The sequence below is a fragment of the Dolomitihabitans soli genome (assembly GCF_022213955.1).
GTDB lineage: Bacteria > Actinomycetota > Actinomycetes > Streptosporangiales > Streptosporangiaceae > Streptosporangium_A > Streptosporangium_A soli.
Genome location: NZ_JAKNTW010000043.1, coordinates 17,275 through 33,646, shown reverse-complemented (window position 1 = coordinate 33,646; position 16,372 = coordinate 17,275). Strand labels below are relative to the sequence as shown.

Here is a 16,372-nt window from a genome sequence, read left to right as displayed (position 1 = left end):
CTACTCTCCGGATCATCGGATTCGCAGAGGAGGCCAACATGGCCAGGCCACACGACCCCGCCCCGATGAGACTGCCCCTCGACGTGAGCCCAGCGGGCATGGTGCGGCGCGAGGGCGAGTTCCACGGGGAGCACACCACCCTCATGGAGGCGCTCTCGGGCGCGATCGAGGAACTGACCGCGCTCGGCGCCTTCTGGGGCGCCGACGAGGACGGGCAGACCTTCTACCAGGGCGCCGACGGCACCAACGGCTACCGCGCGGCCACGGCGGAGGCCGAGAAGCACGTCCAGTCCATCGGCGGCGCCTACCTTGAGATCGGCGAGAACATCGCGATCATGGGAGCCAACCTCCAGGGAGCCAACTGGGCCACGGTCGTCGGCATGGTGGGCGCGGTGCGGGGCGGCGTGCCCGGCGTGGAGACCCAGGCCCAGGTCGGATGAGCCGCGCCACCTCCTTCATCAAGGCCCACCCCGTGCGGTCGGCCATGGTCGGTGGCGGTACGGCGGCCGGGACGTTCGTCACCGCGATGCTCGCCGTACAGTGGCCGGAGGGTGATCCGGACAAGCTTCGCCGGGCGGCCGACATCTGGGACGGGCTCGCCCAGAAGATCGACCAGAGTCTTGTGGGCGCCGACGGCGCCGCCTCCCGGGTCTGGACGAAGAACGCAGGGCCGGGGGTCGAGGCGTTCAGGAAGATGTGGACCGGCACCTTCGCCCCGTACCCGGGCACGGTGTCCGCCCACTGCCGCCGGGTCGCCGAGGCGTGCCGGACCTACGCGGAGACCATCGAGACGATCAGGCACGTGCTGATCGTGCTGGCCATACAGGCGTGGGTGAACATCATGTTCACCATCGCGTGGGGGTGGGCCACCGCGGGGATCAGCGCCGCCGTACAGAAGCAGATCATGGACAGGTTCTTCAAGCAGCGGGCCTGGGTCGCGAAGAGGATCTTCCGGATGCAGGTCGAGAAGATTCTGCAGAAGTCCTTCTACTACACGCTCGACAGCATCGGCTACGCGGGCGGCCAGCAGATCCTGCAGTGGGGCGTCTACTCCGCCTCAGGGGTGCGGAGGGACCTGACGGGCAACGACGTCACCGGCACCGGCGAGAACTCCGTGCAGTTCCTGCGGGGCTTCGCCGCCAACATGGCCTTCGATGGGGTCTGGGACCTCACCAAGCTGGGACCGGCAGGCCGGCTCTTCCCCGTCAACCGCTTCGGCGACTTCCTGTCCAGGATGGCGGGCTCGACCACCTACACCGTCGTGGACAACCTCCAGCAGGGCATGGCGGGCGATCCGCTGCCGACCTGGGAACAGATGATCAGCAAACTCATCGCGCACGGCTCCCGCACGACCCGCCCCTCGATCTGACCCGTCCCACCGGCGGACCTCACCGCCCGGCCACTCCTCGGCCCTCGGCCCTCGGCCCGACCACCACGCCCCGCCCGGCCGCTCCTCGGCCCGACCACCACGCCCCGCCACCGGAACCTCCGGCCCGCGGCCCGACCACGTGCCCTCAGCAAACCCGGCGTACGGGTACGACGCCGCCGCCCCTTCGGCACGGGCCGACGTACGTCCCGGCCGGCGGGGCGGCTGTCACTGCTCGGGCGGCACATCCCACAGGGCCTCGCCGACCAGCGGTTCCATGAGCTGGTTGGCCCGGCCCGCCACGTCCTGCTGAGCCGCTCTGGCCGCCCCCAGGATCGCCTCAGCCAGCGCCGCCGAACCCAGGCGCATGGCGCGGGGGTCGATGCGCAGGTCCTTCAGCGACCCGTCGGCGCAGACCTCGACGACCACCTGCCCGCCCGCCGCCTCACCGGTGCCACGCGTCTCCGCGAGGTCACGGCCGACCTTCTCGAACCTCGCCGTCTGCTCGCCCAGAGCCGACAACATCCTGTCCAGCTCCGGGTCTCCCGTCGGCGTGACCCGCTCGTGCGCCCCCGCCATGATCGCTCCCCTCCGTCGCCGCCCTCTCTCCCGGCGACCTTACTTCCCGCGTCAGCCCGTCTCTAACGGCGACCGGCTCAGCCGCAGTTGGCCCAGTCGCCGCCGGTGCTGCCACCGGCGCCGCCACCGGAGTACTTCACGCACTTGCCCTTGGCCGAGACCATGGCCGGCCCGGCGTAGTACTGGTAGGAGCCGCTGTCGCTGTCCTGCCCACCGCCCTGCGCCTCCACGCTGGCATGCAGGTTGGTCTTCTTGCTGAGGTCGCCGGTCTTCATGGTGACCACGCAGTTGTAGCCGGAGCTCGCGCTGTAGAGCTGGTAGGTCTGCCCGCCGCTGAAGGGGCTCGACCGCTGGATGTAGAAGCCCGAACCATGACCGCCCGAGTTGCACACCTGCTGCGGCGTGTAGGGGTTCGACGCGGGCGCGGGCGGCTTGGTCGTCGGGGCGCTCCTGGGCTGCGACCGGGTCGGCTCGGGTGCCGGCTCCTTGGTCGGCTCCGGCTCCTTGGTCGGCTGCGTCTCCTTCGGCGGCTGCGTCTCCTTCGGCTCCTGCGTCTCCTTCTGCGTCGGCTTGGGCTGCTGGGTACGAGGCTGCTGGGTACGGGTCGGCTGGGTGCTCGGCTTACGCGTGGGCTGGGCCGTACGCGTCGGCTGGGCGGGCTGCGTGTTCTGGACGGGCGGCAGCGGCGGCGGGGTGGGCACGGCGGTGACCGTCGGGATCACCGGCCCATCGGGCGACTCGGTGGGCAGTTCGAGCGGGCGGACGTCCGCCTCCTCGGGGCCCGACGCCGTCGCCCACGGCACGGTGACCTGCGGCTGCGGCGACTCCGTGACACCGGGAACGGGGATGGGGTCGGTGGCGGACGGCACCGGGATGGGGTTCTGGGCCGCGACCTGGGAGACGGGCTGCATCGTGACGTAGTTGCCGGCCGCCCACAGCCCCACGCCCGAGAGCAGGATGACGACGCCCACGCCTGCGGCCAGCCCGACGGGGAAGCTCCCGCCCTGCTTGCGGGGCGCGGACGGGGCGTGCGGCTGCGCGAAGCCCTGCTGCCGGAACTGCCCCTGCTGCGGGCCCTGCGGCTTCTGCTGGGCGGGTCCTGCGGGCGGCGTCTGACTGGGGATCGCCGGTACGGTCCACACCTGCGGCTTGATGGGCTCTCCCGGCCCGGACCAGGCCGATCCGTCCGGGGGCGGGCCCTGCGGAAGCCCGTGCGGCGGGGGCGGCCCCAGCTGCGGAGACCATCCCTGCGGCGGCGGCCCGGGCGGCCCCTGGTACATCGGGGGTCCCTGCGGCGGCCCCTGAGGTCCGCCCAGCGGGGGCGGCGGCGGGCCGTACATCGGCATGCCGGGGTGGGTGTTCAGCGGCATGGTCACCGGGTCGTGACCCACGGGGCCCAGCTCGGGCACCCCCGGAACGCCCTCGGCGCGGGGTCCCGGGCCGGCACCCACCCCAGGACCGGGGTCAGCGGCCTCGGCACGAACAGGACCAGGTCCCGGAGCGGGAACCTCGCCGGCACCCACCCCGGACGCGGCGTTCACGGCGTTCGCGGCCTCGGCGGGAACAGGTCCCTGAGCGGGAACCTCGACGGAACCCGCTCCCGGGCGCACGGCCCCGGCGGGAACAGGACCAGCGGGAACAGAACCGGCACCGGGCGCGGGATCGGCGGCTTCACCGGAACCCGTTTCGGGCCCGGGACGAGCGGCCTCGGGCCCGACGGCGCCGACCGCGGACGGCTGCTGCGCGCCCTCGGACGAGACGGGACCGACCACGGTGACCGCGGAGGGCTGCTCCGCGCCCTCGGGCGGGACGGGACCGGCGGTGGTCTTGTGGGGGGCGGGAGAGGAGGAGGCGACGAGCTTGTCCGCCGTGCCGCCGGCGAGGAGCTGGAGCATCGCCATCTGCGCGGTGGGGCGCTGGGCGATCTCCCTGGCCAGGCAGGCGACGACGATCCGGCGCAACGGCTGCGGGGTCTCGCCGAGTTGCGGCCTGCCCTGCAGGATCTCCTCGGCGTCGCCGCCGAACGGGCTCAGGCCGGTGGCCGCGTAGACCATCGTGGCGGCCCAGGAGAACACGTCGGTGGACGGGCCGGAGGGCTCGCCCCTGACCTGCTCGGGCGAACGGTAACCGTGCTCGATGCCGGGCGCGCCCGTCTCGGGGTCGATGCCGATGTCGCAGACCCGGGGGCCGTCGACGCCGAGCAGCACGTTGTGCGGGGTGAAGCCGCGGTGGGCGATCCCGGCCAGCCGGATGGAGGTCAGCGCGGTGAGCGTGCCCACGGCGACCCGTTCGAGCGCGTCACCGGTCAGCGGGCCGTCCTCCGCCACGACCTGGTGCAGTGAGCGGCCTTCCACGTACTCGCGGATGAGATGGGGCCGATCCTCCGTCCAGCCGGCCGAGAGCAGCCTGGCGGCGTAGGACGTGGAGACCCGTTTCGCCAGGCTGATGCGGCGGACGAGCCGTTCCCCGGCCGCGGTGCCCGCGCCCGGCCGGGACTCCAGCAGCTTGATCGCCCGGATCGGCTCGTCAGCGGACCGCCGGCCCAGATAGACGACACCTCGTGAACCCTCGCCGACACGCCCGAGGATCTCGTAGTCCTCGACCTGCTCCGGGTCACCCGGCTGCAACGGGCTATTGTCCCCCATCGCACCCCTTCCAACGCCTTACACCCAAAAAAACATGATCTATCACCATCTAACCAAAAACGCCACTTCCGCATCAGTGGTTTAGTCAATGTTCGTTGGCCGTTGGACAACTCGCCGTCCCGGCCGCCACCCTCTGCGCCGTCCCATCGGGATCACCACCCCGCCCACCGCCACCAAACCGGCGGCGCTGATCGCACCAATCGCGATCATGGCCGAAGCGTTGACCACCCGCTCGTCGCCGGCCTCGGCCTTGCTGACGGCCCCCGCGGGCAGCGGCTCGGGCACCGGCGGCGCCACCGCCACGATCTCCGAGGGCAGCAGCGCGGTCACCGCGAGCAGCGGATTGATCATGCCGGCGCCGGTGCCCGCTCCCCTGCCGCCGTCGCTGGTCAGCTCGATGCGCCGCCGTACGCGCACGTTGTTCAGCTCGGGGTAGCGGGCCCGCACCAGCGCGACCACCCCCGTCACGTACGGCGCGGCGAAGCTGGTGCCGTCGAGGTCCTCGCGATAGGTCATGCCGGTCCAGGTGCTGGTGATGCCTTGACCGGGGGCGAGAACGGACACGGGAGTGGTGGCGTTGGAGGAGTCGGCCCGCTTGCCGTCGGGCGCGGCGGAGCCGACGGAGAGCACGCCCGGGTAGGCGGCGGGAAAGGCGGGGGCGGGAGTGCCGTCCTCCTTGCGCACGTTCCCCGCCGCCGCGACGACCACCACGTCGCTGGCCAGGGCGTACTCCACGGCCGCCTTCAGATCGGAGTGGTTGGACGCCTGCACCGAGACGTTGATCACTTTGGCGCCCTGCTTGGTGGCCTCCACGATCGCCCGGGCGAGCACGCCCACGTCGCCCTGCTCCTCGTTGCTCTGCTTGATCGAGATGAGCCGTGCCTCCGGGGCGACCCCGAGGAACGGGATGTCCTTGAAGTGGCCGCCCGCGATGATCCCCGCCACGGCGGTCCCGTGGCCGACGCAGTCACGCTTCCCCGTGTTGGTCAGGTCGATCTCCTTGGCGACCCTGAGCTGCGGATGCCGCGCGTCCACACCGCTGTCGATGACCGCGACGGACACGCCCGCGCCCTTGGTCAGCGGCCACACCCGGCTGAAGTCGAGCCGCCGCTGCGCCCACGACTCACGGACCGTGGTCGACCCCCGCTGCGGCGTGCACTTCTCCGGCGCGCTCACCCCTGACACCGGCGCGCTCGCCCCCGCCGCCGGCGCGCTCGCCCATGCCGCCGGCATGGCGCTCATGACGATCAGCGCCAGCAGGACCGCCGCCAGTCCCCGACCGATCACTGCGGGCCTCCCCTCAAGGAACAGGCCGCAGCATAGCGGTCAGGCGGCGTCAATCGTGATCGAGTGGTACCCGGTGGCGCCGTCGGGCGCGGGCGGGGCGAGCGAGGCGGTCTGGGTGTCGCCGGCCGCGTCCGTGGCCCGGACCTCGATCGTGTGCGCGCCCGCCGGCAGGTCGACCTCGGCGGACCACTGCCGCCAGGTGTCGATGTTCGGCACGGCGGCCAGCCGGGCCACCGTCCACCCGCCCTGGTCGACGCGTACTTCCACGGCGTCGATCCCGCGGTGCTGCGCCCAGGCAACCCCGGCGACGATCGTCCGGCCGGCGGGGACCGAGGCGCCCGCACTGGGGACGTCGATGCGCGACTGCGTCTTGATCGGCCCCTTCGCGGACCAGCCCTTGGGGGTCCAGTAGGCGACGTCCTTGTCGAACCTGGTGACCTTGATGTCGACCACCCATTTGGTCGCCGAGACGTAGCCGTACAGTCCCGGCACGACCTGCCGCACCGGGAAGCCGTGCTCCACCGACAGCGTCTCGCCGTTCATCGCGATCGCGAACAGCGCCTCGCGGCCGTCCATCACGACGTCGAGGGGGGTACCGCAGGTCCAGCCGTCCGCCGAGGTGCTGAGCAGCATGTCGGCGCCCGGCTGCACGCCCGCCTCGCGCAGCACGTCGGCCATGCGCACCCCGAGCCAGCGGGCGTTCCCGGCATACGGCCCGCCGACCTCGTTGGAGACACAGGTCAGGGTGATGTCGGCTTCGTGCATCGGGCGTTTGACCAGCTCGGCGAAGGAGATCTCGAGCGGCTTGTCGACCATCCCGTGGATCTTCAGCTTCCAGGTCTCCGGGTCGACCTGCGGCAGGATGAACGCGGTGTCCACCCGATAGAAGTCGGCGTTCGGCGTCACGAACGGCGACAGGCCCTTGATCCGCAGGTCGGCCCCGGCGGGCAGCGGCTGGGCGGGCACCGCGGGCCGTGGGAGCGCCATGCTCATCCGGGCGGCGTCGACCTGTTTGCGGCCCGCCAGCACCCGGCCGGCCACCCCGCCGAGGCCCGCGGCCACCAGGCCGCCCGTGGCGCCGACGAGCAGCGCCCGCCGGTCGAACGTCCGCGGCTCCCGCCCGGCCCGCATCACGACCGGCCGCTCGGGCTCCACGACGGGCTCCACGACGGAGGCGTCCCCGGGCTCCGTGGACAGGGAATCAGGGGAGCCGGATTCCGCAGGAGCAGGCTCCGCGGAGTCGGACTCGACCGGCGCCGCCACGACCAGCATCCTGCGCATCAGGAGGGACAGGGTCCACGCGCCCGCCGCCACGCCGAGCAGCGTGGGGAGGACGTCGAGGGCGCTCGCCCCCGGCCGGGTGAGCACGGCCAGCAGGCCGACCACGCCGAAGGCGCCCAGCCCGGCCATGCCGTACCAGAGTCTGCGGCGGGCGAGGAGCCCGAAGGCCGCGGAGACGAGGGCCAGCACGACGAACAGGCCCGCGATCACCACGACCTTGTCGTTCTCACCGAAGGTGCGGATCGCGAAGTCCTTCAGCGGCGGGGGCGAGACGTCGACCATCGCGTTCCCCACCGCGACCACGGGGAACGCCGCGTCGTTGATCACTCCGGCGCCGAGCTGGGCGACGCCCAGCGCTACCGCGCCCGAGACGAAGCCTGCCAGTGCCACGGCCCAGGACGGGACGGAAGGGCGTCCCTCGTAGTTCTCCACGAGACAGACGCTACGCCCTCGCGAGCCAGGTGGATCTTACGCGATGGTTACAGAAGTTCGGCGACGGCCGGAGCCAGCGCGCGGAAGGCCCGGCCGCGGTGGCTGATCGCGTCCTTCTCCTGCGCGGACAGCTCCGCGGTCGTGCGGGTCTCGCCCTCGGGCACGAAGATCGGATCGTAGCCGAACCCGTTGACGCCGCGCGGCTTGTCGATGACCGCACCGGGCAGCGTGCCCTGGACGACGACCTCCTCGCCCGCGGGCAGGGCCAGCGCGGCGGCGCAGGCGAAGTGCGCGCCCCTGGCCGGCGGAGGCACGTCGGAGATCTGGGCGAGCAGCAGATTGAGATTGGCCAGGTCGTCGCCGTGTGTGCCCGCCCAGCGCGCGGACAGGACGCCCGGCATGCCGTTCAGCGCGTCGACGCAGAGACCGGAGTCGTCGGCGACCGCGGGCAGCCCGGTGGCCTGGGCGATCGCGTGCGCCTTGAGCAGCGCGTTCGCCTCGAAGGTGAGACCGGTCTCGGCGACCTCGCCGATCTCGGGGAACTCCAGCAGGCTGACCAGCTCGACGGCCGGCGCGGCCTCGGCCAGGATGCGCCGCAGCTCGGCGAGCTTGCCCGGGTTGCGGGTGGCGAGGACGAGCCTGGTCACGCCAGTGCCTTCCGCTGGATCTCGGTGAGGTCGACGCAGCCGCCGGCCGCGAGGTCGAGCAGCCGGTCGAGCAGCGCCCGGTCGAACGGCGTGCCCTCGGCGGTGCCCTGCACCTCGACGAAGTCGCCCGCACCGGTCATGACCACGTTCATGTCGGTCTCGGCGGCGACGTCCTCGGTGTAGCAGAGGTCGAGCATCGGCGCGGCGCCGACGACCCCGACCGACACCGCGGCCACCGAGCCGACCAGCGGGTCGCCGGGGCACATGCGGCGCTTGCGCATCCACGCCACCGCGTCGGCGAGCGCGACATAGGCGCCGGTGATGGCCGCGGTCCTGGTGCCGCCGTCGGCCTGGAGCACGTCGCAGTCGAGGATCACGGAATTCTCGCCGAGCGCCTTGTAGTCGACGCAGGCGCGCAGGGAGCGGCCGATCAGGCGGGAGATCTCGTGGGTCCGGCCGCCGATCTTGCCCTTGATCGACTCGCGGTCGGAGCGGGTGTTGGTCGCGCGGGGAAGCATGGAGTATTCGGCCGTGATCCAGCCGAGCCCGCTCCCCCGGCGCCACCTGGGCACGCTGTCCTGCACCGAGGCGGCGCAGAGGACCTTGGTGCCGCCGAACTCGACCAGCACCGAACCCTCGGCGTGGGCCAGCCAGTTGCGGGTGATGGTGACCGGCCGAAGCTGGTCCGGGGTACGTCCGTCTGCGCGAGCCATACGGTTCAGCCTAGGGGATATGCGGCTCCGGCACGTGCCAGCTCGATGCGGCCGCCGAACCCGCCGCGCCGCGCGTCGCGGAGGATCTGCGCCGGGTCGAACCACGGGACCAGGTGGGTGAGCACCAGCGTGTCCACGCCCGCCGCGGCGGCGTGCTCGGCCGCCTGGCGGCCCGTCAGGTGCAGATCGGCGGGCAGGTCGGGCCCGTCGAGGAAGGACGCCTCGCACAGCAGCACGTCCGCGCCCTCGGCCAGCCTCACCAGTTCGGCCGACTCGCCCGTGTCCGCCGAGTAGGCGATCGAGCGACCGGCGTGCGACACCCGGAAGCCATAGGTCTCCACCGGATGGTTCATCAGCGCGGCGGTCACCTCGAACGGGCCGATCTCCCGCACGCCGGACGTCAGCCGCACGAAGTCGAAGGAGCCCTCTAGACCGCGTTCCTGCGGCATGCCGTACGCGGCGGCGAGGCGCCCGGGGGCGTCCTTCGGGGCGTGCACGGGGATGGTGGGGAGCGGGCCGTCCGGGGAGTAGGTGCGCACCACGTGGTAGGGGCACATGTCGAGGCAGTGGTCGGCGTGCAGGTGCGACAGGCAGATCGCGTCCACGTCGTAGAGGCCGATGTGGCGTTGCAGGGCGCCGAGGGCGCCGCTGCCGAAATCGAGCAGCAACCGGAATCCCTCGGCCTCCAGCAGATAACAGGACGACGGGCTGTCCGGACCCGGAAAGCTTCCCGAGCATCCGATGACGGTCAGCTTCATGGCGGCGGTCTCCTATCCGGAGCGTGGCGCACTCCGTTTCCCGAAACATCCCCCGTGACGACGAGCTCGGCGAGCTCGACCGCCCCGATCTCCGGACCGAGGAACCTGCGCCCCAGCCGGCCGAACAGCGCGGCGTCACCGGTCGCCCTGAACCGGTGCCTGGGCTCGACGCCGTCGCCGGCCAGCCCCCGGTCGTGCAGGATGCGGTAGACGTCCTTCGCCGTCTCCTCCGCGCTGGACACGAGTGTCACCGCGTCGCCCACCACGTAGGAGATCGCGCCCGTCAGCAGCGGATAGTGGGTGCACCCGAGGATCAGCGTGTCGCAGCCGGCGTCGAGCACCGGCCGCAGATAGGCCCTGACGACGTCGATGAGCTCCTCGCTCATCGTCTCGCCGCGCTCGACGAACTCCACCAGCCGGGGCGCCGCGACGCCCGTCAGCCGCACGTGCGGCGCGGCCGCGAACGCGTCGTCGTACGCCATCGACTCGATGGTGGCGTGCGTCGCGATCACCCCGACCCGCCCGTTGCGCGTGGCCCGTACGGCACGCCGGGCGGCGGGCTGGATCACCTCGACGACGGGGACGTCGTAGCGTTCCCTGGCATCCCGCAATACGGCGGCGCTGGCGCTGTTGCACGCGATGACCAGCATCTTCACATCGTGCTCGACGAGGTGGTCCAGCACCTCCAGCGCGAACGAGCGAACCTCCGCGATCCGCCGCGGCCCGTACGGCTGGCGGGCGTCGTCGGCCACGTAGAAGATCGACTCATGTGGCAGCTGATCGATGATCGCCCGGGCGACCGTCAGCCCGCCGACCCCGCTATCGAAGATCCCAATGCTCTCTCCGGACACGGTTCCCAAGGTTAGGCGACGTCCGCGGGCCGATCAGCGTAATAATCCTCACACTGCGCGGCGCGTCTCCGGTCAGCCCCTGCCGAGCCGGGCGAGCTGGCGGCATTGGGCGACGAGGCGGCCGGTCGAGTCCCACACCTCGACGTCCTCGTCGAACCAGCCGTCGCCGATGAGCCGTCCGCTGCCGTAGAGGGTGAGCCAGCCGGGGGCGGGCAGGGCGCGCAGGTGCCAGGTGAGCTCGACGGTCGGGGCCCAGCCGCGGGCGCCCGCGGAGAAGACGACCGGCGGGAGGCAGTCGACGGCCAGGGCGAGGACGTACGGATCGGGATCCTGGGGCTCGGCGAGCCGGAAGTAGGCGCGCGACTCGGGGCGGCCGGTCGGTTCGCCGTTCAGCCAGCCGATCGTGGGGGGATCGAAGCGGAGATCCATCCGCGCGTTGAGCGTCATGTTCGACTCGGGCTTGGGCGCGGGGAGCGACCGGCAGTCGTCGAGCGGGGGCATGGCCGCGGGCGGCTCCCCGGTCCAGTCGGGCGCGACGTCGCCGAGGGTCGCGGTGGTGATCAGCGTGTCGAGGTAGGCGACGTCGTCACGCACGAGGGTGGCCCTGGTCACGGCGGTGGTACGGCCCGCCTTGAGGGGTTCCAGGAGGACTTTGGCCGGTCCCGGGGCCGGGGAACGCAGGAACTGGGTGCTGGTGGAGACGGGGTGCTCGTGCGGCGAGGCGTCCACGGCGGCGCGCAGGATCACCGCCGTGAGATAGCCGCCGTTCAGCGGGCCGCCGATGCCGTATCCGTCGTCCAGGCACACGTCATAGGTGGTCTCGTCCACCCGGATGGCCTGCGTCGCCTCGTCGAACTTGGTCATCCGCGCCCCTCATTGACCGAACTAAATTCTAGTGGGAGTACTTTACCGTGCCGCTCTCCCAGGTGAGCGGCGGCACCCCACGTCAAACACCGAAAGCGCCGTATCCGACGTTAGACGCGTGTATCCCGTAGTTAGTTCGATGCAAGTCAACCGCTACCAACGTGCACTAACTTCTGTACAACCCAAAGAATCCACAATGTGAGTGAGTATGTCTGCCAACAATCCCCCAGGTCCCCCTTCACCTGGTGACCAGGACCCACAGCGGACCATCGCCTATCGACCTTCCCACCAGCAGCCTTACCCGCCACAGACCGGCCAGCAGGGCTACGGTCAGCAGCCCCAGCAGCCCCAGCAGCAGCCGTACGGCTCCCAGCCCACCGGCCAGCAGTACGGCCAGCAGGGCTACGGTCAGCAGCCCCAGTACGGCCAGCAGCCCCAGCAGCCCCAGTACGGCCAGCAGCAGCCCTACGGCGCGCAGCCCACCGGCCAGTCCGGCTACGGCCAGCAGCAGCCCGGCGGCTACGAGCAGACCAGAAGCTACGACCAGGGCCAGGACCAGCACGGCCAGCAGTACGGCCAGCAGCCCTACGGCCAGCAGCAGCCGTCCTGGTCGACCGGCCCCGAGATGATGGGCTCCGCCCCCGCCCAGTCCGGCGGCGGCAAGGGCAAGCGCAGCTGGATCATCGCCGGCATCGCCGCCCTCATCGTCGCGCTGATCGGCGGCGGCGGCGTCTACGCGGCCAGCCTGCTGAGCGGCGCCGGCGCCCAGCCGCACGAGGTGCTGCCGGCCGCCGCCATCGGTTACCTGCGCGTCGACCTCGACCCCGCGGCCAACCAGAAGGTCGCGCTGTTCACCATCGCCAGGAAGTTCCAGGCCACCAAGGACGCCTTCGCCGGCGACGACCCGCGCAAGGCGCTGTTCGACTCGCTCAAGAAGCAGGGCGCGGTGGGCGAGATCGACTTCGCCAAGGACGTCGAGCCGTGGCTCGGCTCGCGTCTCGGCTTCGCCGCCCTTCCCCCGGCGCAGGGCGCCGACGAGCCGGGCTTCGTGGCCGCGGTCCAGGTGACCGACCAGGAGCAGGCCCGCGCCGGTCTCGCCAAGCTCATGGGCCAGGAGAAGCTCGGCATCGCCTTCCGCGACGACTACGCGCTGATCTCCCAGACGCAGGCCGAGGCCGACAAGTACGCCCAGGGGCCGACGCTCGCCGAGAACCCCGACTTCACCGGTGACATCGACTCGGTCGGCGAGCAGGGTGTGCTCTCCTTCTGGGGCGACCTGGACAAGATCACCAAGCTTGCCCCGGCGATGACCGCCGGACAGGACCCCGAGGCCCTCAAGCAGCTCGCCGGCCTGCGCTTCGCCGGCGCCCTCCGCTTCGACGGCAGCTACGTCGAACTGGCCGGCCTCGCACGCGGCGCCCAGGCGCTGAACGCGGGCGACCCGGCGGCCGCCAGGATCGCCGACCTGCCCGCCTCGACCATCGGCGCCCTGTCGATCTCGGGGCTCGGCGAGATGTTCTCCAAGCAGTGGGCCCAGATCAACAAGATGTCGGGCAGCGACCCCACGATCCAGCAGTTCATCACCGGCGCCCAGCAGTCCGGGCTGAGCATCCCGCAGGACGTGGTCACCCTCCTCGGCGAGAACCTCACGGTCGCCGTGGACGAGAACGGCCTCACCGGGTCCACGCCGAAGATCGGCGCCCGCATCGTCACCGACCCCGCCAAGGGCCAGGAGGTGCTGGGCAAGATCGAGAAGCTGCTCGCCTCGCAGGGCACGGGCGCCCCGCAGCTCGGCAAGGTCGCGGGCGACGGCGTCCTCGCGGTCGCCAGCAGCCAGGAGTACGCCCAGCAGCTGTCCGAGGCCGGCACGCTCGGCGAGAGCGAGACCTTCCAGACCGCCGTCCCCGACGCCGACTCGTCCACTTTCGCGCTCTTCGTCGACCTCGACAAGGCGGAGAAGCTCTACCTGCAGAGTGTGCAGGGCGAGAACCGGCAGAACCTTCAGGCGCTCCGTGCCGTCGGTTTCAGCGGCAAGCAGGCGGGCGCCGAGGCCAGCTTCTCGCTGCGCGTCCTGTTCAACTGATCAGCGGAACGAGAACCCCCCGCCACCGGCCAGGTGGCGGGGGTTCCCGCTTTTCCGGGCCTCCTCGGTCGGCGACCGCTAGGCCCAGAGCTGGCCTTCGAGGCGTTCCTCCGCCTCGTCCAGCGTGCCCTCGTAGGCGCCGGTGGAGAGATACTTCCAGCCGCCGTCCGCGACCACGAAGACCACGTCCGCCCGGCTGCCCGCCTTGACCGCCTTGGCCGCCACCCCGAGCGCCGCGTGCAGCGCCGCCCCCGTGGAGACGCCCGCGAAGATGCCCTCGGCGGCGAGCAGTTCGCGGGTCCGCTTCAGCGCGTCGGCCGAGCCCACGGAGAACCTGGTGGTCAGCACCGTCGGGTCGTACAACTCGGGGATGAAACCCTCGTCCACGTTGCGCAGGCCGTACACCAGCTCGCCGTAACGCGGCTCGGCCGCGACGATCTGGACCCCGGCGACGTGCTCGCGCAGGAAGCGCCCCACTCCCATCAGGGTGCCCGTGGTGCCGAGACCCGCGACGAAATGGGTGATCGTGGGCAGGTCCGCAAGGATCTCCGGGCCGGTGGACTCGTAGTGGGAGCGCCAGTTGGCCGGGTTGCCGTACTGGTAGAGCATCACCCAGTCGGGATGCTCGGCCGCCAGGCCCTTGGCCACCCGGACGGCCTCGTTGGAGCCGCCCGCCGCCGGCGAGGAGATGACCTCCGCGCCCCACATGCGCAGCAGTTGCCGGCGTTCGTCGGAGGTGTTCTCCGGCATCACGCAGATCAGCTTGTAGCCCTTGAGCCGGGCCGCCATCGCCAGCGAGATGCCGGTGTTGCCCGAGGTCGGCTCCAGGATCGTGCAGCCGGGTGCGAGCAGGCCGTCCTTCTCCGCCTGCTCGACCATCCACAGGGCGGGCCTGTCCTTGATCGAACCGGTGGGGTTGCGGTCTTCCAGCTTGGCCCAGATCCGCACGTCGTCCGCGGGGGAAAGGCGGGGCAGGCCGACCAGCGGAGTGCCCCCCACGGAGTCGATCAGAGAGTCAAAACGCATGTCGCCTCGTCACGGGACGGGTCCCGGAGCGTGATCGGCGCTCCGGGACGGGGAGCAGGGTCAGCCACCGGCCACGGCGGGCAGCACGGTCACCGTGTCGCCGTCGGCGACCGGGGTCTCCAGCCCGCCGAGGAAGCGGACGTCCTCGTCGTTGAGGTAGACGTTGACGAACCTGCGCAGCGCTCCCTTGTCGACCAGGCGCTCCTTCAGGCCCGGGTGACGCGCCTCCAGATCGCCGATCAGCTGCGCAAGCGTGCCACCCTGACCCTCCACGGCCTTGGCTCCGTCGGTGTAGGTCCGCAGGATGGTCGGAATACGAACTTCGATGGCCATCGCGATCGATCTCCTTGATCAGTACGTCGTCGGGGCACCCGTCCGGTGGCAACACGGCCGGGTGCGGGAGTGTTCCTGGCTCAGTGGCCGGGACAGTCGTAGACGATGACCCAGGGAGTGTGGGCGAAGAGGAAACTCTGCACGGGGGCAGCCACCGACCCGTCGCGGCCACGCTGGCCGAAGGCACTCGCGGGACCCGCATTCCGGTCGAAAGTCGGCACAGTGTCAGCTTACTGAATGACCGTGACCTCTTCCTCTGTGACCACCCCGTCGAGAATGCGGTACGAACGGAACTCCACGTCATCCGCCTCCTTGGTCGAGACGAGCACGTAGTGGGCGTTCGGCTCGGCGGCGTAGCCGATGTCGGTGCGCGAGGGATACGCCTCGGTCGCCGTGTGCGAGTGGTAGATCACCACCGGCTCCTCGTCACGGTCGTCCATCTCACGCCAGACCCGCAGTTGCTCCATCGAGTCGAAGCGGTAGAACGTCGGGGAGCGCTCGGCGTTCTCCATCGCGATGAACCGCTCGGGGCGGTCGGATCCCACCGGCCCGGCGATCACGCCGCACGCCTCGTCGGGGTGATCGGCCCGGGCGTGGGCGACCATTTTGTCTACCAGGTCACGCGCGATCGTCAGCATGCCTGGAAGCTACCAAAGAGCCCTGACGAGGGTGTCCTGGAGGTAGGTCAACCAGTCGTAGGTCACGAAGGCCGGGTAGCGGGGGTCGTCCTCCGACATCTCGGCGATCTCATCGTGGATCTCCTCGGTGACCTCCAGCCGGGTGCCCAGCGCCAGCCGTACGTCGTTCAGCGAGCGCATCCACGCCTGCGCCTGCTCGGGGGACAGCTCGACCCGTCCCGAGTCAGCGGTGTCCAGCATGGTCTGCGCGTCGGCCCGCTTGGCGTCGCGCAGGCTGGCCTCGGTGTAGCGGCGGAACTCCGTGGCCTGCTCCTCGTCCTCGTACGCCGAGGGGAACAGCCGGGCCAGCACCGGATCGGCGGGCAGCCGCGAGGTGCCCGAGCCGATGCCCAGCGCGCGCTCCAGCGGGTCGTCGCCCGTCTCGCCCGGCTCGACGATGCCCAGCAGCATCTCCACCAGCGAACGCAGGATCGACACCTCGGCCGGGTCGAACTCGGCCACCACACCACCGTCGCGCGCCGAGGCGAACCCCGTGCTCATGCCGAATCCCGCTGGACGGTCGCCCACAGGCCATAGGAGTGGAGGATCTGGACATCGCGCTCCATCTCCTCACGCGCGCCGTTCGACACCACCGCCTTCCCCTTGTGGTGCACGTCCATCATCAGTTTCTCGGCCTTCTCCCTCGAATATCCGAACACCGTCTGGAAGACGTACGTCACGTATGACATGAGGTTGACCGGGTCGTTCCAGACGATCGTCAGCCATGGCAGATCGGGGCGAACGTCCGTCGCCGGACGCTCGACCTGGATTGGAGCAGTGCTAGGCACATCCCCCAGTCTGCCCTACCTCGGCCGTAGTCTTCGACTCGT

18 protein-coding genes are annotated in these 16,372 nt (G+C 71.1%); 3 read left to right on the top strand and 15 right to left on the bottom strand.

The genetic code is table 11. The features are described from left to right. Window positions 1-38: 38 nt before the first annotated feature. Together MBA17_RS45570 and MBA17_RS45565 are read left to right on the top strand one after the other, a co-directional pair. Window positions 39-440, top strand: coding sequence for a hypothetical protein (locus MBA17_RS45570; RefSeq protein WP_238504841.1), 402 nt, complete (start codon window positions 39-41; stop codon window positions 438-440). Next, window positions 437-1,369, top strand: a complete 933-nt coding sequence (locus tag MBA17_RS45565; RefSeq protein ID WP_238504840.1) for a WXG100-like domain-containing protein — start codon at window positions 437-439, stop codon at window positions 1,367-1,369. The genes MBA17_RS45570 and MBA17_RS45565 overlap by 4 nt, the downstream gene beginning before the upstream one ends. A gap of 225 nt (window positions 1,370-1,594) precedes the next feature. Here MBA17_RS45565 and MBA17_RS45560 read toward each other — a convergent pair whose 3' ends face one another. From MBA17_RS45560 to MBA17_RS45515, 10 genes are all read right to left on the bottom strand, one after another. Next, a complete protein-coding gene (locus MBA17_RS45560; protein ID WP_238504839.1) occupies window positions 1,595-1,945 on the bottom strand; it encodes a YbaB/EbfC family nucleoid-associated protein in 351 nt (116 codons plus the stop codon). A 77-nt stretch (window positions 1,946-2,022) separates the two neighbouring features. After that, window positions 2,023-4,590, bottom strand: a complete 2,568-nt coding sequence (locus MBA17_RS45555) for a serine/threonine protein kinase (protein WP_238504838.1) — start codon at window positions 4,588-4,590, stop codon at window positions 2,023-2,025. 81 nt (window positions 4,591-4,671) lie between these two features. Beyond that, window positions 4,672-5,877: a S8 family serine peptidase gene (locus tag MBA17_RS45550; RefSeq protein ID WP_238504837.1), complete on the bottom strand. Its 1,206-nt coding sequence runs from the start codon at window positions 5,875-5,877 to the stop codon at window positions 4,672-4,674. Between the two features lie 39 nt (window positions 5,878-5,916). Then, on the bottom strand, window positions 5,917-7,590 hold the full coding sequence (locus MBA17_RS45545; protein WP_238504836.1) for a molybdopterin-dependent oxidoreductase: 1,674 nt from the start codon (window positions 7,588-7,590) through the stop codon (window positions 5,917-5,919). Between the two features lie 47 nt (window positions 7,591-7,637). Next, window positions 7,638-8,237 carry an RdgB/HAM1 family non-canonical purine NTP pyrophosphatase gene (rdgB, locus tag MBA17_RS45540; RefSeq protein WP_238504835.1) on the bottom strand — a complete coding sequence of 200 codons (600 nt, stop codon included), beginning with the start codon at window positions 8,235-8,237 and terminating at the stop codon, window positions 7,638-7,640. After that, window positions 8,234-8,950 (bottom strand): ribonuclease PH, encoded by a 717-nt coding sequence (gene rph, locus MBA17_RS45535; protein ID WP_238504834.1) that lies wholly within the window; start codon window positions 8,948-8,950, stop codon window positions 8,234-8,236. Before rph ends, rdgB begins: the two co-directional genes overlap by 4 nt. 5 nt (window positions 8,951-8,955) lie before the next feature. Next, on the bottom strand, window positions 8,956-9,708 hold the full coding sequence (locus MBA17_RS45530) for an MBL fold metallo-hydrolase (protein WP_238504833.1): 753 nt from the start codon (window positions 9,706-9,708) through the stop codon (window positions 8,956-8,958). Continuing rightward, window positions 9,705-10,559, bottom strand: coding sequence for a glutamate racemase (murI, locus tag MBA17_RS45525; RefSeq protein ID WP_238504832.1), 855 nt, complete (start codon window positions 10,557-10,559; stop codon window positions 9,705-9,707). Before murI ends, MBA17_RS45530 begins: the two co-directional genes overlap by 4 nt. A 72-nt stretch (window positions 10,560-10,631) precedes the next feature. Further along, window positions 10,632-11,423: a thioesterase family protein gene (locus MBA17_RS45520; RefSeq protein ID WP_238504831.1), complete on the bottom strand. Its 792-nt coding sequence runs from the start codon at window positions 11,421-11,423 to the stop codon at window positions 10,632-10,634. 238 nt (window positions 11,424-11,661) lie between these two features. Continuing rightward, a complete protein-coding gene (locus MBA17_RS45515; RefSeq protein ID WP_238504988.1) occupies window positions 11,662-11,985 on the bottom strand; it encodes a hypothetical protein in 324 nt (107 codons plus the stop codon). 63 nt (window positions 11,986-12,048) lie between these two features. Between MBA17_RS45515 and MBA17_RS45510 the strand changes: the two genes are divergently transcribed. Continuing rightward, a complete protein-coding gene (locus tag MBA17_RS45510) occupies window positions 12,049-13,506 on the top strand; it encodes a DUF3352 domain-containing protein (RefSeq protein WP_238504982.1) in 1,458 nt (485 codons plus the stop codon). A gap of 78 nt (window positions 13,507-13,584) precedes the next feature. Here MBA17_RS45510 and MBA17_RS45505 read toward each other — a convergent pair whose 3' ends face one another. From MBA17_RS45505 to clpS, 5 genes are all read right to left on the bottom strand, one after another. Further along, window positions 13,585-14,532 (bottom strand): PLP-dependent cysteine synthase family protein, encoded by a 948-nt coding sequence (locus tag MBA17_RS45505; RefSeq protein ID WP_238504830.1) that lies wholly within the window; start codon window positions 14,530-14,532, stop codon window positions 13,585-13,587. A gap of 60 nt (window positions 14,533-14,592) precedes the next feature. After that, window positions 14,593-14,865 carry a MoaD/ThiS family protein gene (locus MBA17_RS45500; RefSeq protein WP_238504829.1) on the bottom strand — a complete coding sequence of 91 codons (273 nt, stop codon included), beginning with the start codon at window positions 14,863-14,865 and terminating at the stop codon, window positions 14,593-14,595. A 230-nt stretch (window positions 14,866-15,095) separates the two neighbouring features. Next, on the bottom strand, window positions 15,096-15,503 hold the full coding sequence (locus tag MBA17_RS45495; protein WP_238504828.1) for a M67 family metallopeptidase: 408 nt from the start codon (window positions 15,501-15,503) through the stop codon (window positions 15,096-15,098). Window positions 15,504-15,512: 9 nt separating this feature from the next. Beyond that, window positions 15,513-16,043, bottom strand: a complete 531-nt coding sequence (locus MBA17_RS45490; RefSeq protein ID WP_238504827.1) for a DUF2017 domain-containing protein — start codon at window positions 16,041-16,043, stop codon at window positions 15,513-15,515. Continuing rightward, entirely contained in the window at window positions 16,040-16,330 is a 291-nt protein-coding gene (gene clpS, locus MBA17_RS45485) for an ATP-dependent Clp protease adapter ClpS (protein WP_238504826.1), read from the bottom strand. Before clpS ends, MBA17_RS45490 begins: the two co-directional genes overlap by 4 nt. Window positions 16,331-16,372: the final 42 nt, after the last annotated feature.